14 protein-coding genes and 1 pseudogene are annotated in these 18,069 nt (G+C 36.3%); 13 read left to right on the forward strand and 2 right to left on the reverse strand.

Annotated elements, in window-relative coordinates:
- Positions 1 to 188: 188 nt before the first annotated feature.
- The gene (locus CP355_RS03395) at positions 189 to 1,964 is read left to right on the forward strand and encodes an oleate hydratase (RefSeq protein WP_098036853.1); all 1,776 of its coding nucleotides are present in this window, start codon (positions 189 to 191) and stop codon (positions 1,962 to 1,964) included.
- Between the two features lie 33 nt (positions 1,965 to 1,997).
- On the opposite strand, the gene CP355_RS03400 is transcribed toward CP355_RS03395, so the two are convergent.
- Both CP355_RS03400 and CP355_RS03405 read right to left on the reverse strand, forming a co-directional pair.
- The gene (locus CP355_RS03400; RefSeq protein ID WP_025005488.1) at positions 1,998 to 2,690 is read right to left on the reverse strand and encodes a TVP38/TMEM64 family protein; all 693 of its coding nucleotides are present in this window, start codon (positions 2,688 to 2,690) and stop codon (positions 1,998 to 2,000) included.
- A gap of 105 nt (positions 2,691 to 2,795) precedes the next feature.
- Positions 2,796 to 3,824, reverse strand: coding sequence for a lactonase family protein (locus tag CP355_RS03405; protein ID WP_098043896.1), 1,029 nt, complete (start codon positions 3,822 to 3,824; stop codon positions 2,796 to 2,798).
- 153 nt (positions 3,825 to 3,977) lie between these two features.
- On the opposite strand from CP355_RS03405, the pseudogene CP355_RS03410 reads away from it, so the two are divergent.
- The 12 genes and pseudogenes from CP355_RS03410 (at position 3,978) to recA (ending at position 18,068) form a co-directional block, all read left to right on the forward strand.
- Positions 3,978 to 6,739: pseudogene (locus tag CP355_RS03410) on the forward strand (cation-translocating P-type ATPase).
- A 70-nt stretch (positions 6,740 to 6,809) separates the two neighbouring features.
- Positions 6,810 to 7,190 carry a PTS glucitol/sorbitol transporter subunit IIA gene (locus tag CP355_RS03415; RefSeq protein ID WP_098043897.1) on the forward strand — a complete coding sequence of 127 codons (381 nt, stop codon included), beginning with the start codon at positions 6,810 to 6,812 and terminating at the stop codon, positions 7,188 to 7,190.
- A 16-nt stretch (positions 7,191 to 7,206) separates the two neighbouring features.
- Positions 7,207 to 8,406 (forward strand): AI-2E family transporter, encoded by a 1,200-nt coding sequence (locus CP355_RS03420; protein WP_087175633.1) that lies wholly within the window; start codon positions 7,207 to 7,209, stop codon positions 8,404 to 8,406.
- Positions 8,407 to 8,457: 51 nt separating this feature from the next.
- The gene (locus CP355_RS03425; protein ID WP_098043898.1) at positions 8,458 to 9,018 is read left to right on the forward strand and encodes a tRNA (cytidine(34)-2'-O)-methyltransferase; all 561 of its coding nucleotides are present in this window, start codon (positions 8,458 to 8,460) and stop codon (positions 9,016 to 9,018) included.
- Complete coding sequence (locus tag CP355_RS03430; RefSeq protein WP_098043899.1) at positions 9,018 to 9,407, forward strand: DUF1149 family protein; 390 nt, start codon at positions 9,018 to 9,020, stop codon at positions 9,405 to 9,407. Before CP355_RS03425 ends, CP355_RS03430 begins: the two co-directional genes overlap by 1 nt.
- Before the next feature lie 20 nt (positions 9,408 to 9,427).
- Positions 9,428 to 11,839, forward strand: a complete 2,412-nt coding sequence (locus CP355_RS03435) for a DNA translocase FtsK (RefSeq protein WP_098043900.1) — start codon at positions 9,428 to 9,430, stop codon at positions 11,837 to 11,839.
- Entirely contained in the window at positions 11,826 to 13,040 is a 1,215-nt protein-coding gene (locus CP355_RS03440) for a pitrilysin family protein (RefSeq protein ID WP_025005495.1), read from the forward strand. Before CP355_RS03435 ends, CP355_RS03440 begins: the two co-directional genes overlap by 14 nt.
- On the forward strand, positions 13,037 to 14,293 hold the full coding sequence (locus tag CP355_RS03445) for a pitrilysin family protein (protein ID WP_098043901.1): 1,257 nt from the start codon (positions 13,037 to 13,039) through the stop codon (positions 14,291 to 14,293). The genes CP355_RS03440 and CP355_RS03445 overlap by 4 nt, the downstream gene beginning before the upstream one ends.
- Complete coding sequence (gene ymfI / locus CP355_RS03450) at positions 14,294 to 15,022, forward strand: elongation factor P 5-aminopentanone reductase (RefSeq protein WP_087363027.1); 729 nt, start codon at positions 14,294 to 14,296, stop codon at positions 15,020 to 15,022.
- A gap of 67 nt (positions 15,023 to 15,089) precedes the next feature.
- Entirely contained in the window at positions 15,090 to 16,205 is a 1,116-nt protein-coding gene (locus CP355_RS03455) for a RodZ family helix-turn-helix domain-containing protein (RefSeq protein ID WP_098043902.1), read from the forward strand.
- Positions 16,206 to 16,227: 22 nt separating this feature from the next.
- Positions 16,228 to 16,788, forward strand: coding sequence for a CDP-diacylglycerol--glycerol-3-phosphate 3-phosphatidyltransferase (gene pgsA, locus CP355_RS03460; protein WP_025005498.1), 561 nt, complete (start codon positions 16,228 to 16,230; stop codon positions 16,786 to 16,788).
- A 182-nt stretch (positions 16,789 to 16,970) separates the two neighbouring features.
- Positions 16,971 to 18,068 (forward strand): recombinase RecA, encoded by a 1,098-nt coding sequence (recA, locus tag CP355_RS03465; RefSeq protein ID WP_025005499.1) that lies wholly within the window; start codon positions 16,971 to 16,973, stop codon positions 18,066 to 18,068.
- Position 18,069: the final 1 nt, after the last annotated feature.

Genomic DNA, 18,069 nt, shown 5'->3' on the forward strand with positions numbered 1-18,069 from the left:
ATTAGATAAAATCTATCAAACAGCGTAAGTGTTCAATTTATTATTGCAATTTACGAAAATTAGTTAATTAATAAAAATTTTTAAAATCATTAGGATAAACTATTAAAATACTTGCATAAAGAAAGCGCATTCTTTAGAATGATAAGTGCAATATAAAACTATACTTATACAGAAAAGAGGATACCTTTATGTATTATTCCAATGGTAATTATGAAGCTTTTGCAGATCCTAAAAAGCCTGAAGGCGTAGACAATAAGTCTGCTTATATTATCGGTAGCGGTCTAGCTGGCCTTTCTGCAGCTGTCTTCTTGGTTCGTGATGCTCAAATGAAAGGTGAGAATATTCATATCTTGGAAGAATTGCCAGTAGCTGGTGGTTCACTTGACGGTGCTAAACGTCCAAACGCTGGCTTCGTTGTCCGTGGTGGACGTGAAATGGAGAATCACTTTGAATGTTTATGGGATATGTATCGCTCAATTCCAAGTTTGGAAATTCCAGGTGCTTCTTATCTTGATGAGTATTATTGGCTTGATAAAGAAGACCCTAACTCCTCAAATTGCCGTTTGATTTATAACCGTGGTGATCGTCTTCCAAGTGATGGTCAATACGGTTTAGGCAAATGTACTAATGAAATTGTTAAATTAATCATGACACCAGAAAAGAAACTTGAAGGAGAAACTATTGAGGAATTCTTTAGCGATGACTTCTTTAAGACTAACTTCTGGTCATACTGGTCAACAATGTTTGCTTTCGAAAAATGGCACTCAGTAGCCGAAATGCGCCGTTATGCAATGCGCTTTATTCACCACATTGATGGTTTGCCAGACTTTACCGCTTTGAAATTTAACAAGTATAACCAATATGAATCAATGGTAAAACCACTCTTGGCATACTTAAAAGATCATGGTGTTAAATTTGAATATGATTGTCACGTTCAAAATGTAGAAGTTGATCATGATGGCAAGCAAAAGATTGCTAAGAAGATCATTATGACTCAAAATGGCAAGGAAACAGAAGTTCCATTGACTCCAAATGACATCGTATTTATTACTAATGGTTCAATTACTGAGAGTTCAACTTACGGTGATCAAAATACCCCAGCTCCAATTACACATGCTAAAGGTAGTTCCTGGAAGTTATGGGAAAATTTGGCAAAGCAAGATCCAGACTTTGGTCACCCAGATGTCTTCTGTGAAAACTTACCAGAACGTAGCTGGTTTGTTTCCGCAACTACTACTTTGAAGAATAAGAAATTAGCTCCATACTTTGAACGTTTGACTAAACGTAGTCTTTATGATGGCAAAGTTAATACTGGTGGTATTATCACGATTGTCGATTCTAACTGGGAGCTTAGCTTTACTATTCACCGTCAACCACACTTCAAGAGTCAAAATCCAGATGAAATTGTAGTTTGGATTTATGCACTTTATTCAGACACTGAAGGTAATTACATTAAGAAGAGAGTGGTTGACTGCAGCGGTAAGGAAATTGCCGAGGAACTTTTGTATCACTTAGGTGTTCCAGAAAGTCAAATTAGTGAATTAGCTAGTGAAGAAAACATGAATACTGTTCCTGTTTACATGCCATACATTACTAGTTACTTCATGCCAAGACATAGCGGTGACCGTCCAGCCGTTGTACCAGATGGTTCTGTCAACATCGCCTTTATTGGTAACTTTGCGGAGTCGCCAACAAGAGATACCGTATTTACTACTGAATATTCAGTCAGAACGGCTATGGAAGCTGTTTATACGCTTTTGAATGTTGACCGTGGTGTTCCTGAAGTATTTGATTCAATTTACGATATTCGTCAACTCTTGCGGGCAATGTACTACATGTCAGACAAGAGGAAGCTGGCTGATCAAGACATGCCACTCCCTGAAAAATTAGCTCTTAAGACAGGGATGCGCAAGATTAAGAAGACTTGGGTAGAAGAATTGTTAAAAGAAGCTAACTTGATGTAGTTTTAATGCAAAAAGAAAAAAGCTTGATTTTTATCAAGCTTTTTTTGTATGCTTCTTAACGCGCTTCATAATAAATAAAATCGCTGCAGCTATTAGGGCAACGGCCACAATCATGACTGCTGCCTTAATAATTCTGCTGGTGTCAAGATGCAAAATTGAGTCGCCACCATAAGCATAAAGATAAGCAAATGGACTTACCCCGATCACAATCGGAATCAATTGCTTTTTGAAATCATTTTTATTAATCAAAATATTGACATAGCTAACGGTTGCACTTGGAATAAATGGGATGAGATAGCCAATAGTTAGAGCGACCATCGGATATTTTTGTGTAGTTAACAATTTGTAGATCTTACTATTAGACATATGTTTAATGTCATATAGTTTGTGCAAAAACTGCATCAAGATGATTTGTCCTAAAATATCACTAATCCAGTTAACAATAAAGCCAAATGCTGGACCATACAAGATTCCATTCAAAACACAGAAGATACCATTAGATAAGCCGGGAATTGCCACACAAATGGCATTTAAAATAAAAAGAAAAGCTAAATCTTCGATCCCGTGGCTACGAACCATTTTAATTAACAATTCTTCATTATGGTGATCAAAATGAACTAGTAATTTTAATTCTGGTAGATAGCTTAAATATAATTTATATAAAAGCAATAATCCTAAAATTCCACCTAGAATAAATAGTATGATACGAATAATCTTTTGTTTCACTTGGTCACCTTCTTATTAATTCAGTTCTACTTATGTCTATTTTACTTTAAATTTATGAAATGAAAAAGCCATGACTAGCATGTCATGGTTATTTTTCATTATGGGTTATTTGGTGAAAAGTACGCGAGTGCCTTCAGGAACAGGAATTTCTGTTTGAATTGGAGTTAAAGTTCCATTACCGCCATTTCTGATATACAAGGTAGCGTTATCTGTATTTTGATTTGCAGCTACTACGTATTTTTGATCGGCATCCCAGTTGAAGTCACGAGGGAAATCACCAAATGTAGAAATGCGCTGAACTAAGCTTAGGGTGTGGTCATCATTAATCTTAAAGACGGTGATAGAATTGTGGCCTCTGTTGGAGTTATAAACATATTTACCATCTTTACTAATGTAAAGTGCTGCGGCACCATTGTGTTCAGTAAAATCTTCTGGAATGGTCTTGTATGTAGCGATATTTTCGAAGTCCCAAGTGTCTTCATTAAATTTAACTACGTTGATTTTGCTAGATAATTCACCAACAACGTAGAAGTAGTTACCATCTTTTGAAAAGACGATGTGGCGAGTTCCAAAACCAGCTTCATTTTTATATTGAGCTAGGTGATGTAACTTGCCGTTTTCTAACCGGTAGAAGTCGACAGTGTCATTACCTAAATCGCAGCTAACTAAATTACCTGCGGGTGTTTCATCGAAGAAGTGTGGGTGAGGGCCATCGACTTGTTCTGAACGTGGGCCCAATGTTTCGGCCTTGTGAGTGACTTGATCGAGTAATTCTAACTTGCCGCTTTTATTGTAGTGGAATACAGATAAAACGGCGGTGTGGTAATTTGCGGTATAGATAAGCTTTTGCTCGCGATCAATACCAACATATGCTGGTGAAGCGCCAGGTGTTAAATAGCGATCGACTTCACTTGAACCATGTTCACCTAATTTAAAGACGCTGATACCACCTTCGTCACCTGCGTTGTTAATAGTAAAAATTAAATCGCCATCTTTTTGGAAATAAGTAGGGCCACCTACACTAATAATATTTTCAGCCTTGCCTAACTTAGCTCCATTATCTTCACCAGTAAAAGGCAATTCATAAATACCTTTAGAGGTCTTCTTAGTATAGCCACCGATTAAAACTTTCATATAATGCCTCCGATTTTTTAGAAAAAGTATTAACTGAGATAAGTATAGCATGGAAAATAATGAATCAGATTGTGACTTGTTCTCGTGAAAAGTGCTAGAGTAGGAAATATAAGGGAAAAATAATAATTGTAAAAATGAGAAGGTGCGTATAGGATGGATGAAAATAAAATCCGTAAATTATATGCCCAGAATGAGGTTCAACAAGTTTTTACAAATTTGCAATCTTCTTCTTCTGGATTATCAGATGAGGAAGCCGCTAAGCGACTTAAAAAATATGGTACTAATACTATTCTATTAAAAAAGCCGCAGCTGAATCAGAATGGAAAACGTTTTTAAAAAACTTTTCTAGTATGATGGCAATTTTGCTTTGGATATCAGGGTTAATTGCAATAGTTTCCGGAACGTTAGAATTAGGAATTGCCATTTGGTTGGTTAATATTATCAATGGCTTATTTAGTTTTTGGCAGGAGCGAGCCGCCAAGCGGGCAACGGATACCTTAAACAATATGTTGCCCAGCTATGTAGAAGTGATTAGAAATGGCAAGAAAAAGCAAATAAATAGTAAAGAGCTAGTGCCGGGGGATGTTTTTGTTTTACAAGCTGGTAACTCAATCCCAGCCGATGCAAGAATTATTTCCGCCAGTTCAATGCAAGTAGATCAAAGTGCTTTGAATGGTGAATCTGTTCCAGAGTCTAAAACCACAAAGTATGATCCTGGTGAAGGTAGTTATGCTGAAAGCAATTTGGTCTACTCAGGCACAACTGTGGGAGCTGGCACTGCTAGAACAATTGCTTTTGCGACGGGTATGAATACAGAATTCGGTCGAATTGCAAGCTTGACGCAAAAACAAACGAAGACAAGCAGTCCTCTCACGGCAGAGCTTAATCGATTGACTAAGCAAATTTCGATTATTGCTATTACGATTGGACTTATATTTTTTATCGCAGCTATCTTCTTCGTAAAGTATCCTTTAGCTAAGGCTTTTATCTTTGCTTTGGGGATGATTGTTGCTTTTATTCCAGAAGGATTATTGCCAACGGTAACTTTAAGTCTAGCTCAAGGTGTTAAGCGGATGGCTAAAAAGCATGCGTTAGTGAAAGAATTGAATTCTGTTGAAACTTTAGGTGAAACGACAGTTATTTGCTCAGATAAAACCGGTACGTTGACGCAGAATCAAATGACAATTCACTACCTTTGGACACCAGCTCATGAATATCACGTTACTGGTAATGGCTATGTTAATAATGGTCAGATTGAGCTAAATACAAAACAATTATGGTATGAGGAAAATCCTGATTTACGTAAATTAGTTCAAATTGCAGCTTTGGATAATGATACTTCGGTTCAACCTAATAAAAAGGGTGGAAAGCCTAAGATTTTAGGTACACCAACCGAAGCTTCCTTGATTGTGATGGCAGAAAAAGCTGGATTTGATAAACAAAAAGTTTTAGTAAAATATCCTTGTTTGCGGGAATTGCCATTTGATTCTGATCGTAAAAGAATGTCAACTGTTCATCGTTGGGATGATACGCATTATATTGTTCTCACTAAAGGTTCTTATAGCGACACGATTAAGCAATGTGATCAAATCCAGGTTGATGGTAAAATTCGTCCGATGACTGAAGCAGATCGTCTTCGCGCTAAAAAGGCAAACGCTGATTATGCTTCTCGCGGATTGCGCAGTATGGTCCTCGCTTATAAAATAATCGATCATGGTGTCGATATTAATAAAATAAGTATTGCGGATGCGGAAAATTATTTGATCTTTGTGGGTTTAGCAACAATGAGCGATCCACCACGTCCAGAAATTTATGATGCAGTTAAACGTTGTCATCAGGCCAAAATTAGAATAATCATGGTAACTGGGGATTCAAAATTAACTGCTAAGTCAGTGGCTGTTCAAATTGGTTTAACTTCTGATCAAGCACGTGTAATTTCCGGTAATGAATTAGATCAAATGAGCGATGAAGAATTGCGTCATGCATTAAAAGATGAGGTAATCTTTGCCAGAGTTGCTCCAGAACAAAAATACCGCATTGTAAAGAATTGTCAGGCTAACGGTGAAGTTGTAGCTTCCACCGGTGATGGAGTTAATGATGCTCCGGCTTTAAAGCAAGCCGATATTGGAATTGCAATGGGAATGACTGGTACTGACGTGGCTAAAGATGCAGCCAATATGATTTTGACCGATGATAACTTCGCCTCGATTGTAGCTGCCATTGAAGAAGGACGTGCAGTTTATAGCAATATCCGCAAGTTCTTAACATATATTTTGACTTCTAATGTACCCGAAGCTATTCCGTCAGTGCTATTTCTTTTCTCGGCTGGATTAATTCCACTTCCTATGACAGTTATGCAAATTTTAACGGTTGATCTAGGTACCGATATGCTTCCAGCCTTAGGATTAGGTGCGGAAGCTGCCGATCAAGATGTTATGAAGCAACCACCACGTAAAAGATCAGAACATTTATTGAACAAGGGTGTTATTATTAAAGCCTTTTGCTGGTATGGTCTTTTATCAAGTATTATTTCTACAGCTGCCTATTTCTTTGTGAACTATCAAAATGGTTGGCCTAACGTAGCTTTGGCTGCTAATGGCTCAATTTATATGCGAGCTACAACTATGGCTTTAGGTGCAATTGTCTTCACTCAGGTGGCAAATGTATTAAATTGTAGAACTAATACAGTTTCTGTTTTTAAAAAGGGATTATTTGAGAATAAAAATATTTGGTACGGCATTATTTTTGAAATCATTCTATTCGTTATCTTGACTATTACACCAGGCATTCAGCAGGTGTTCAATACAACTATCTTGACTGCTAGTGATTGGCTATTCCTATTCTTGTTACCAATTCCTTTAGTATTATTAGATGAACTAAGAAAATGGTTGATGTATCATCACAAAAATATCTAATAATTTGGGCTGCTTAAGTTTTTAAGCTGCTATTCTTATGCTAAAATTATTTTTAAGGAGATATAAGATTATGAAATGGATTTCAACTATTAAAAAAATTGGTAAAAAAGCTATCGATAATAAAGATGGCATGGTAATTTTGTTCGGCGAGGGTGCCAACAAAGACTTAGAAGATGTTTCAGTTATTCAAAAATTTAGTGATGAAACTCCAGTTAATGGCTTTGTCTTTAAAAAGGGTGATACGATTACTGTAGATGGTCAAACTTATGTAGCTAATTATGTAGGTCCAATGGTTGAAAGTAATATGAAGGCTTTGGGTCACGCTACTTTATTCTTTAACCGCCCAATTTCTAAAGCACCTTTAGCAAATGCGGTATATTTTGATCCAGATGTTGCTCAACCACTTCCAACCTTTAAAGTGGATGATGATATTGTTTACGAACACATTTAAATACTAGGACAGGTAGATGGATTATAAACAAAAAAGTAAAAAAGAAACCTTATTTAAAAAATGGTTTTTAGATAATCGGTTTAGTATTGTTTTATTAAACATCTTATTGTTCTTTTTAATTATCTGGATTTTTAAAAAAATTTCTTTTGTATTAAATCCTGCTTGGGTATTTTTTAGTGCGATTTTGCCGCCATTACTTTTAGCGGTTATTCAATATTATGTAATGAATCCAGTAGTAGATTGGTTTGAAAAGAAGTTTAAAGTACCTAGAGTTGCTACAATTCTTGTCTTGTTTCTGTTTGTTTTAATAGCTTTAATCTGGATTATCAATATCCTGGTTCCTATTGCCCAGAATCAGATTAATTCGCTGATTAAAAACTGGCCTCATATTTGGAACGATGCTGTTAATGCAACGCAGAATGCTTTGCGTGATCCTCGTTTGCATGAGGTAAAAGGTAGCTTACAAGGCATGATAGACAATACGCAAAAAACTTTGTTTAAATCAGGGCAAAGTACTATCAACGCTACTTTAGGCAATATATCATCTGCGGTAAGTATTATTACAATGATTGTGATGACTCTGCTTACTGCACCGTTTATCTTATTCTTTATGCTCAAAGATGGGCATCAATTGCGTCCTTACATTACGAAATTTGCACCGGAGCATTGGCAACCTAGTTTTAGTCAGCTGTTGTATGATATCAACTATGCATTGGCTTCATATATTCGTGGTCAAATAACAGTTGCTTTTTGGGTAGGCGTCATGTTTGTAATTGGCTACATAATAATTGGCCTACCATATGGATTAGCTTTAGCTATCCTAGCCGGTTTTATGAATTTGATTCCATATTTTGGGACACCATTGGCTCTTATTCCGGTATTCGTAATTGCAATTATGACTTCAGGATCAATGTTAATTAAGGTTTTAGTGGTCTTTTTAATTGAACAAGCAATTGAAACTAGAATTTTAAGTCCTTTAGTTATGGGGAATAAAATGGAAATGCATCCCGTAACTACTATTTTACTTTTAATCGGTGCTAGTTCCGTTTGGGGACTATGGGGTGTAATTTTTGGTATTCCGATCTATGCAGTCTTGAAGATTATCGTGTCTCGCGTGTACAATTATTATCGAAGAGAATCTGAAATTTTTAGTGAAACAGATGCTGTTTCTTCGACCACGGGAGATGCAGATACAAAAGCAAATAATGCTAAATAAATTAAAGCGTGGTTTAAAAGCTGCGCTTTTTTAGTTTAAGGAGTTTTTGAAATGACAAATCACGTAGTTTTATATGAGCCGTTAATGCCAGCTAATACTGGTAATATTGCACGTACCTGTGCAGGTACCAATACAGTTTTAGAGTTGATTGAACCTTTGGGGTTTCAAATTGATAATAAAAAAATGAAACGAGCAGGGCTCGATTATTGGGACAAAGTTGATGTACGTCGTCATGATGATCTGAATGCTTTTTTAAAGACTTTAGGGCCTAATGACGAAATGTATTTAATTTCTAAGTTTTCATCAAAGAATTATGTAGATGTAGATTACACCGACCCAAATAAAAATTATTATTTTGTTTTTGGTAAGGAAACTACAGGGTTACCTGAAACTTTTATGCGTGAATATTATGACAGAAATTTAAGAATTCCAATGTCAGATAATATTCGTTGCTATAATTTGTCGAATTCTGTAGCAATGGTCTTGCTTGAAGCATTGCGTCAACAAGGATTTCCAAATATGGAAACTGCACACCATTATGAAAATGATAAATTGAAGGATGATTATGATCGTCCAGAAAGATATGAACGTAATTTAGGAAGTGAAGAATAATGGATTTTGAGAGAAAAACACCAGTAACTGTACAAGCATTTCACTATGATTTAGTTGATGAAGATACAGAACCAAAGAGCGATGTTAGAACTGGCATTCAAAAATTGGATGTAAGTCAAGATGATGAGCATTCAGAAGAAAATGGCAGCTATTATGATGTAGCTGTGTTCTATGATGTAGTTCCTGCACCAAGTGAATTTAGAGTAAGTGGAACTATTCATCAGGTTGTTCAATTGAAAGATTATCATGGTGATGGTTCTGATATCAGTAGCGCAGATTGGCAACTTTTAAGTCGACCATTGGTTGAATATATTGAGACTTTAACGTATGAAGTAACTCAAGTAACTTTTGACCAACCGGTTAACTTGAACTTTAAAGCCAATTTTTAATCACTAATTAGGGTGAGTACATGCCTGTAAAAAGGAAAAAAAGAAAGACAAAAAAGACATATTCTAAAAAGAAAACAACTAAAAAACAAAATTTAAATTGGAGTATTTTGGGGCTAGTATTTATTTTGCTAGCTGTTTTTGCCTTTGTTAGATTTGGTATTTTAGGTAAACAGATTGCTAATTTGATTCGCTTGTTTTTTGGTGATTCGTATCTATTAGCTGCTAGTTTATTAGCCCTTTTTGGGCTGGTAAATTTGATTTATAACCAGCCAGTTCATTTGTCAGTTAAACGTACAATTGGGCTTTCTTTAGCATTCATTGGTATTTTATTGATTCAAAGTAGCTTGTATTACGAGCATGAATTAGTAAATAGTAATTTCTTGAATTCATTCTGGCATGCGATGACTGCAGAATTTGGTCGTGCCGCTGTTACAGAAAGTGTTGGTGGCGGCCTGATTGGTTCGCTAGGTTATCAGATTTTCTATCCGCTATTAGGACAAATTGGGATCAAGATTTTTGCGTTCTTACTAATTCCTATTGGAATCTTGATGTTCTTTGATGTGAAATTCAGGACGATTATTGAAAAATTTCAATCCAGTAGTCAATTATTTATTCAAAAAAATAAAACCGCTGGTGTTAAGTTGAAGGACAAATATAGCGACGTATTGGAAAAAAGAAAACAAAAACGTGCTAATGACGATGATAAAAATATTTTCCCAGACGTTGCAGATTTTGATTCTGATGACAATGAGGAAGATACTAGTGTTAAACCTTCAAGTGAAGACGTGATGGTCGAACCAGATCCAGAGCCGGCTCCTGAGCCGCAAATCCAAATTGCACCACAGCATGAAGAACCTGACAGCAAGGATTTACCTAAATCGCATTCTTTTGCTCAAGAAGATCAAAAATTGGTGCAAGAATTAGCCAATGTGGATCATGGTGAGTTAAAAACAGATACTATAGTTAACAAGTCATATAAAAAGCCTCCTTTGAGTTTATTAGATCCAATTAAATCAACTGATCAGAGTACAGACCGTGATTTAATTAAGAAAAATACTCAGGTTTTACAATCTACTTTTAAGAGTTTTGGTGTAAAGGTAATTATTAAAAAGGCCATTTTAGGCCCTACTATTACTCGGTATGAGGTTCAACCTGCCGTCGGTGTAAAAGTTAGTCGTATTGTTAATTTGGCTGACGATTTGGCTTTGGCACTTGCAGCCAAGGATATTAGAATTGAAGCTCCAATTCCAGGAAAACCTTTTATTGGTATTGAGGTGCCTAATCGGGCAACTTCAGTTGTATCTTTTAAAGATGTAATGGAACATCAAGATGCAAAGGCAAAAAAGGATCCAATGAATGTGCCATTAGGCAAAGACGTTACTGGAAGTACTATTTCCGCTAATTTGGCAAAAATGCCACACTTATTAATAGCTGGGTCTACTGGTTCTGGTAAGTCTGTTGCCATCAACACTATTTTGGCAAGTATTTTGATGAAAGCCAGACCAGAAGATGTAAAGCTAGTTTTAATTGATCCTAAAATGGTAGAACTTTCTGTTTATAACGGAGTACCACACTTGTTAATTCCGGTTGTAACAGATGCTAAATTGGCTTCTAATGCATTGCGCAAAGTAGTTAAAGAAATGGAACGCCGCTATAAGTTATTTGCGGCAGGTGGCGTTCGCAACATGGGCGAATATAATCAAAAAGTCGCTGAAAATAATCAGGATAAATCTAAGCCTGCAATGAAGCCATTGCCGTATATTTTAGTAGTGGTTGACGAACTTAGTGACCTGATGATGGTTGGTGGCCATGATGTTGAAGGAGCAATAGTTCGACTAGGACAAATGGCTCGAGCTGCCGGAATTCATATGATTTTAGCTACTCAGCGTCCAAGTGTAGATGTTATTACTGGTTTAATTAAAGCCAATGTTCCATCTCGTATTTCTTTTGCTGTATCTAGTGGTGTAGATTCTAGAACTATTTTGGACCAAACAGGAGCTGAAAAACTTCTAGGTCGTGGTGATATGCTTTATATGCCAATTGGTGCTTCAAAACCTGAACGTATTCAAGGTGCTTATATTGCGAGTGATGAAGTTGAACGTGTAATCGATTGGGTAAAGAAGCAACAAAAAGTTGACTATGATGAGACTATGATTCCTAAAAAGGGTGAAAACTCATCGGCTTCTGATAATGGAAACGATGAACCGGAAGATGAATTTTATAATCAAGCTGTTGATTTGGTTCGTCGTCAGCAAACAGCAAGCGTATCTATGTTGCAGAGACGTTTTAGGATCGGTTATAATCGGGCTGCAAGAATCGTGGATGAGATGGAAGCTAAAGGAATTGTGGGACCTTCTGAAGGTTCAAAGCCACGTCAAGTATTAGTCCCACCAGTAAAGAATGAAGGTAATGGAAATAATGCTAATGACTAATATTACAATTAGGAAAAATAAGAAATTTACAACAGCCGCGTTGGGCTGTTTTTTGCGTTTACCGCTGACAAGTCACAATTTAGCTTTTGCAAGCTTGCTATCACGTTTGCAGTCAAACACCAGTATGTTATATCCACAAATTGCGGAGCAGACTCGAAGATTGGCCGATTTATATGATTTGCAATTGGATATTATGCCTCAGCTTTTTGGTAAAGAAATAATTTTGACTTATTATGCAAATTTTGTTGAACCAACTGAAGTACTGGATCCAGAGTATGTATGTCAAGAAATAATTCAAACTATTAGCGAAATTATTACTAAGCCAGATTGTACTCCGGAGATGTTGGCCTATGCGAAAAGACAACTAGAAGATGATTATCGCGAGTTAATGGAGCAGCCTGCCAATTATGCCATCGATCAATTCTTTAAATTATGGTACCGGGATCAGCCAGATTATGCTGAGAATTTTATGGGACCAATTGATGAAATACAAAATGCTACTGTAGATGAGGTAAATCGTTACATTGAGAGTCTGCGTGATGTCCCTGTAGCCGTAATTGGCATGGGACGTGACCACCAGTTAATGACTAAACTAGCTAAATTTTATTTCACCCAGGCTGGTATTATAAAAAATTTCCAAACCACTGGCTTAACTATTCCTGCTAACAAAAACTTAATTGAAAAAGTTGATGAACAAGGCAATGCGCAAGCACAATTGTTAATGGGCTTTGGCATTAATCATACAATTAATTATCAGGAACAAATTGTAGGCTTACTTTTAAGTCAATATTTAGCAGGAGACCAATCATCTAAGTTGTTTAGTAAAATTCGTGAAGAATTAGGTGCAGCTTATGCTGTCGAGGCTAGCTGTTTTGCTAATAATTCTCTGTTTTTAATTAATGCTGGATTGGATCCCGATCAAGTAGAATCTGCTAAGCGAGTGATATTAAATGAAATAGAGAATTTGGCTGCTGGCAATGTAGATGAAGAACTTTTTAAAAAAGCTCAAAAGGCCTTGTATAGAAATACTAAAATTGGTTTAGACAGTCAAAATTGGCAAATGGGTCAAGCCTTTCGAGGAGAATTATTTTCAGACTATTTAGATTTTGATCGAGAGACTGCTATTAAAAAGGTCACAACTCATCAATTAGTCAGTTTTGTTCAAAATTTATTCTTTAATGAAAGCTATATTTTAAAATGATTACACCAAAAATTATTAAAAGAGAATATAAATCTGGTTTTAAAGCCGAGATTATCCTGAAGCCCCATTTTTATCAACGCTTTTTTGGTATTATTATTGATTTCGGCAGTAGTGATCCCCAAAAAGTAGCGGGTTCTGCCCACTTTTTGGAACATAAATTATTTGCTAAAAAAGATGGAGATATTTCTTCACAATTTGAGGAAATTGGCGCAGATGTTAATGCATTTACCTCCTTCAATGAAACTATGTTTTATTGCAGCGGGATTGAACACACCCCCAAGATGATTGATCTGTTGTTTAGATTAGTAGGCGAGCCATATTTTACTAAACAAAATATTGCCAAAGAGGCTCCTATAATTGAGCAAGAATTGGCAATGTACCAGGATGATCCGATGTGGAAAGTAAACAATGCCATTATGACGAGCATGTTTGGTAATTCCAATTTAGGGACCGAAGTAGTTGGGACTAAAGAATCGATTAATCAGGTAACCAAGCAAAATTTGACTAAGGTTTATACTGAAAATTATGTGCCTACTAAAATGCAATTTGTTGCTTGTGGTGATTTTTCGGATAATCAAGTTCGAACCATTTTGCGTCAAGTAGGTAAATTGCAAACTAAGTATCTAGCTGATCGTAAAGATGTTTCGACTCCGGTTTCTCAACCAGTGGGTGAGCTTTCAGATCAAGTTTTGCAAGCTAAAGGAAATTCAAAAGCTTTTGGATTGGGTATTCGATTTAAAAACTTTAAGAAAGTATTATCTAGTTCTGATTTGACTCAAATTCTGCTAGAAATAGTGTTAGAATCAAAATTAAGCGTGATGAGTCCTTGGTTTGAGAAAATGCGCAAGGAAAAGCTGTTGGCTAATCCTTTGCAAATTTCAGTTAACTATACTAGACAAGGCGATTTTGCTACTATTTTTGGAGTTAGTGCAGATAATCAAAGAATAATTGAGGAGATTAAACGCGTTTTAACCCAACCTATAGATCCTAATTCTGAGCAATATCGTTTTATTAAAGAGAATTTTGTTTTGCAGAAGAAAGAATGGCTGGCCCGTACTATTCGGACAATGAATAATCTTTCATATTTTGCAATTGAAATGATTGAAGAAAATCTTAACCATGAAGATTTACAACTTAATTTATTAAAGTTGCAGACGATGGGCTTTGAAGAATTCGATCAAATTTGTCAAAAGCTGATGAAAGATAGCACTATTTGCTCGGCTTATTTAAACTCTGATAAGGAGGAGCAATAAATGAAGCGTGCAATTGTATTCGGTGCTACAGGTGGCATAGGACAAGCAATTTGTCGTGATTTGGCTGAAGATGGCTGGTCTCTTTATTTGCATTACAATTCCAAAAAGGAAGCTGCTGAAGAATTAGGTCAAAAGTTGTTTACTAAATATCCTGACCAGGATTTTATGCCGATTAAGTTAGATTTTGAAGTTGATGATGCACAATTAAGTGAATTTGTCCAAAATTTATTGCCGGTTAATGCAGCAGTTTTTGCTCAAGGGGTCACTAATTACGGCTTTCTAGGGGATGAAGATCTTGATAATATTACAAGATTAATAAAAATCAATCTGACTGTACCCATTAAATTAACTAAATTACTGGAGCCGCAGCTAATGAAACAAGGTTTTAGTCGAATCGTTTACTTAGGTTCGGTTTATGGAGGCTACGGTAGTGCTCTGGAATCGGTATATAGTGCCACTAAAGGTGGGTTAAGTCGTTTTGCGCAGGCTTATGCACGTGAAGTAGCATCAAATAATTTGACGGTTAATGTAATTGCACCAGGTGCTGTAAAGACTAATATGAACAGTATTTTTTCAGAAGATACTATTGAGAAAGTTCAAGAAGAGATTCCTGTTGGTCGTTGGGCTGATGGAAAAGATATTTCATATTGGATCAAAGTGTTGCTGAATGAACGAAGCAGTTACCTTACTGGTCAAACAATTTATGTTACTGGAGGCTGGCTTTTATAACTAAGAAGTTGTAAACGAAATTTTATGGTATACTCAATTTGTTAAATTTAATTTTGAAGAGGTTAATATGGCAGACATCGGAGAGAAATTAAAGAGTGCTAGAGAGGCAAAGGGACTTTCAATTGAAGATATCGAAAAAGCAACTAAGATTCAAAGTAGATATCTAACAGCAATTGAAAAGGATGAATTTGATAAGCTTCCTGGTGACTTTTATGTTAGGGCATTTATTCGACAATACGCTCAAGTAGTTGGATTAGATGGGAAAGAATTACTCAGTGACTATCATGAGGATGTTCCAGAAGCGGATCCTGATGAATATGTAGAGAATTCAATTGATAATAAGAGCGAAGAGGTTCGTGAAACCACAAATAACAAGAAGAATTTGTGGAAGAATTACTTGCCAAGAATCGCAATCGCATTAGGTGTAATTATCGTAATCTTAGTTGTATACGTATTGTATGCACGTATTTCATCAAGTGGTCAGCATCATGATACTGATAACAGCGGCGTAACTGTATCATCACAGAAGACATCATCGTCATCTTCTAAGAAGACTAAGCCGGTTGCTGTAAATACAGTTAAGATTAAAAAGATTAATGACAATGAATACCGTGTCCTTGGTCTTAAGAGGAATCGTCGTTTAGTTGTTAAGGCAGGTTCAACTCAAAATACTTCTGCGGGAGTACAAATTAATGGCAATGCAAATAGCTGGCAAGGAACTTTAATTGCTAAGCAAAAGCATACCCTTACTTTACCTTCAAACGCTGAACGAGTTGTAATTACCTTGGGTAATGATAATGGTAGTTCGATTAAGATCGGTGGCAAGAAGGTTCCATACGTACCTAATAATAGCTACAGAACAATTACTTTGTTAATTGGAAAGGCTAAGAAGACTACTACTCATCATACTGATGACAATACTAGTCAAAATGGAACGACTAGCGATAATAATACTAATAACAGTAATACTACTACTCAAAATCAAACTCAGAGCAGCTCTACTACTAGACACAACACTCAAACTAGTCACCAACAATCATCAGCTGCTCAAAGCAGTCAAACAAGACAAAGTAGTCAAACACAACAATCATCAGCTACTCAATCATCAACAACCACTACGCAAAATAACAATGCCGGTGGAAATGATAATGGTGGCAGCGGTGATGAAAATAATGGTAATTAAAGCTTAGGAGAAAATAAGAAGAATGAATTTACCTAATAAACTTACTGTTTTTAGAATCTTTTTAATTCCAGTATTTATGTTAATTATAATTTTCGGTGGGGATGCTCATACTGAAGCCGCTGGTTCAACTGTTGTTTGGAGCTGGGTAATTGCAGCTATTGTTTTTGCCGTAGCTTCAGCTACTGACTGGTTTGATGGTCATATTGCTCGTTCACGCAACATGGTTACCAACTTTGGTAAGTTTGCTGATCCTTTGGCAGACAAGATGTTGACTATGACTGCATTTATTTTCTTAGTTGAATTGAAGCTTGCTCCAGCTTGGGTTGTTGCAATCATCGTTTGTCGTGAATTAGCAGTTACTGGTTTGCGCTTGATTTTAGCTGAAAACAAGGGACAAGTTTTGGCAGCTAAAATGCCTGGTAAGATCAAGACTACTTGCCAAATGTTATCAATCATCTTCTTATTGATCGGTAACTTCTGGTATATCGGTACAATTTTACTTTACCTTGCATTGATCTTTACTATTTACTCAGGTTACGACTACTTCCACCAATCATGGGGCGTATTCAAAGGATCCATGTGAAATTAAAGATAAATTAAAAGAAGCATAAAATTGCTTCTTTTTTATTTTCTCAAAAAAAAATTACCTTTTTTTGCGTATTTAATAGTGTAGGCTAAATACTTTGAACGTTAGTTTGTATATTGCTTGCAAAGTAGATAATGATCAAAGTATAATTATTGAGTACAAAAATTTAGGAGGAAAACATGCCCAAAGATGAAAAAAAGGCTGCTTTAGATGCAGCGCTCAAGAAAATTGAAAAGAACTTTGGTAAAGGTGCTGTTATGCGTATGGGTGAGAAGGCCGATACTCAAATTTCAACAGTTCCAACAGGTTCACTTGCTTTAGATGCTGCTATTGGTGTTGGTGGCTATCCTCGGGGACGTATTATTGAAGTATATGGACCTGAATCATCTGGTAAGACTACTGTTGCTCTTCATGCAGTAGCTGAAGTACAAAAACGTGGTGGTACAGCCGCATATATTGATGCTGAAAATGCAATGGATCCAGCATACGCTGAAGCTTTAGGTGTAGATATTGATTCACTTATTTTGTCTCAACCTAATACTGGTGAAGAAGGACTACAAATTGCTGATACTTTAATTTCTAGTGGTGCTATTGATATTGTGGTTGTCGACTCTGTTGCTGCTTTAGTTCCACGTGCAGAAATTGAAGGTGAAATGGGGGATGCCCATGTTGGTCTTCAAGCTAGATTAATGAGTCAAGCTTTGCGTAAGTTATCAGGAACAATTTCCAAGACTAAGACTATTGCAATTTTCATTAATCAGATTCGTGAAAAAGTTGGGGTTATGTTCGGTAATCCTGAAACTACACCTGGTGGTCGTGCTCTTAAGTTTTATTCAACTATTCGACTTGAAGTAAGAAGAGCAGAACAGATTAAGCAATCTGGTGATGTAATTGGTAACCGCGTCAAGATTAAAGTTGTAAAGAACAAGGTTGCCCCACCATTTAAGGTAGCAGAAGTAGATATCATGTATGGTAAAGGTATTTCTCAAAGTGGAGAATTACTTGATATGGCTGCTGACAAGGATATCATTGATAAGGCTGGATCATGGTATTCATATAAGAGCGATCGTATCGGCCAAGGACGAGAAAATGCTAAGAAATATCTTGAAGATCATCCAGATATTTATCAAGATATTCAACAACAAGTTCGTCAGGCATATGGTATTGATGAGAAGTCAGTAGCTGATCGTGAAGATCCTGAAAAAATAAAGGAAAAGCGTGAAGAGGCTCAAGCAGAGAAGTCTGCCGAAGCTAAAAAGACAACTGATGATAAATAAA

This window comes from Lactobacillus sp. UMNPBX4, assembly GCF_002554115.1.
Taxonomy (GTDB): domain Bacteria; phylum Bacillota; class Bacilli; order Lactobacillales; family Lactobacillaceae; genus Lactobacillus; species Lactobacillus gallinarum.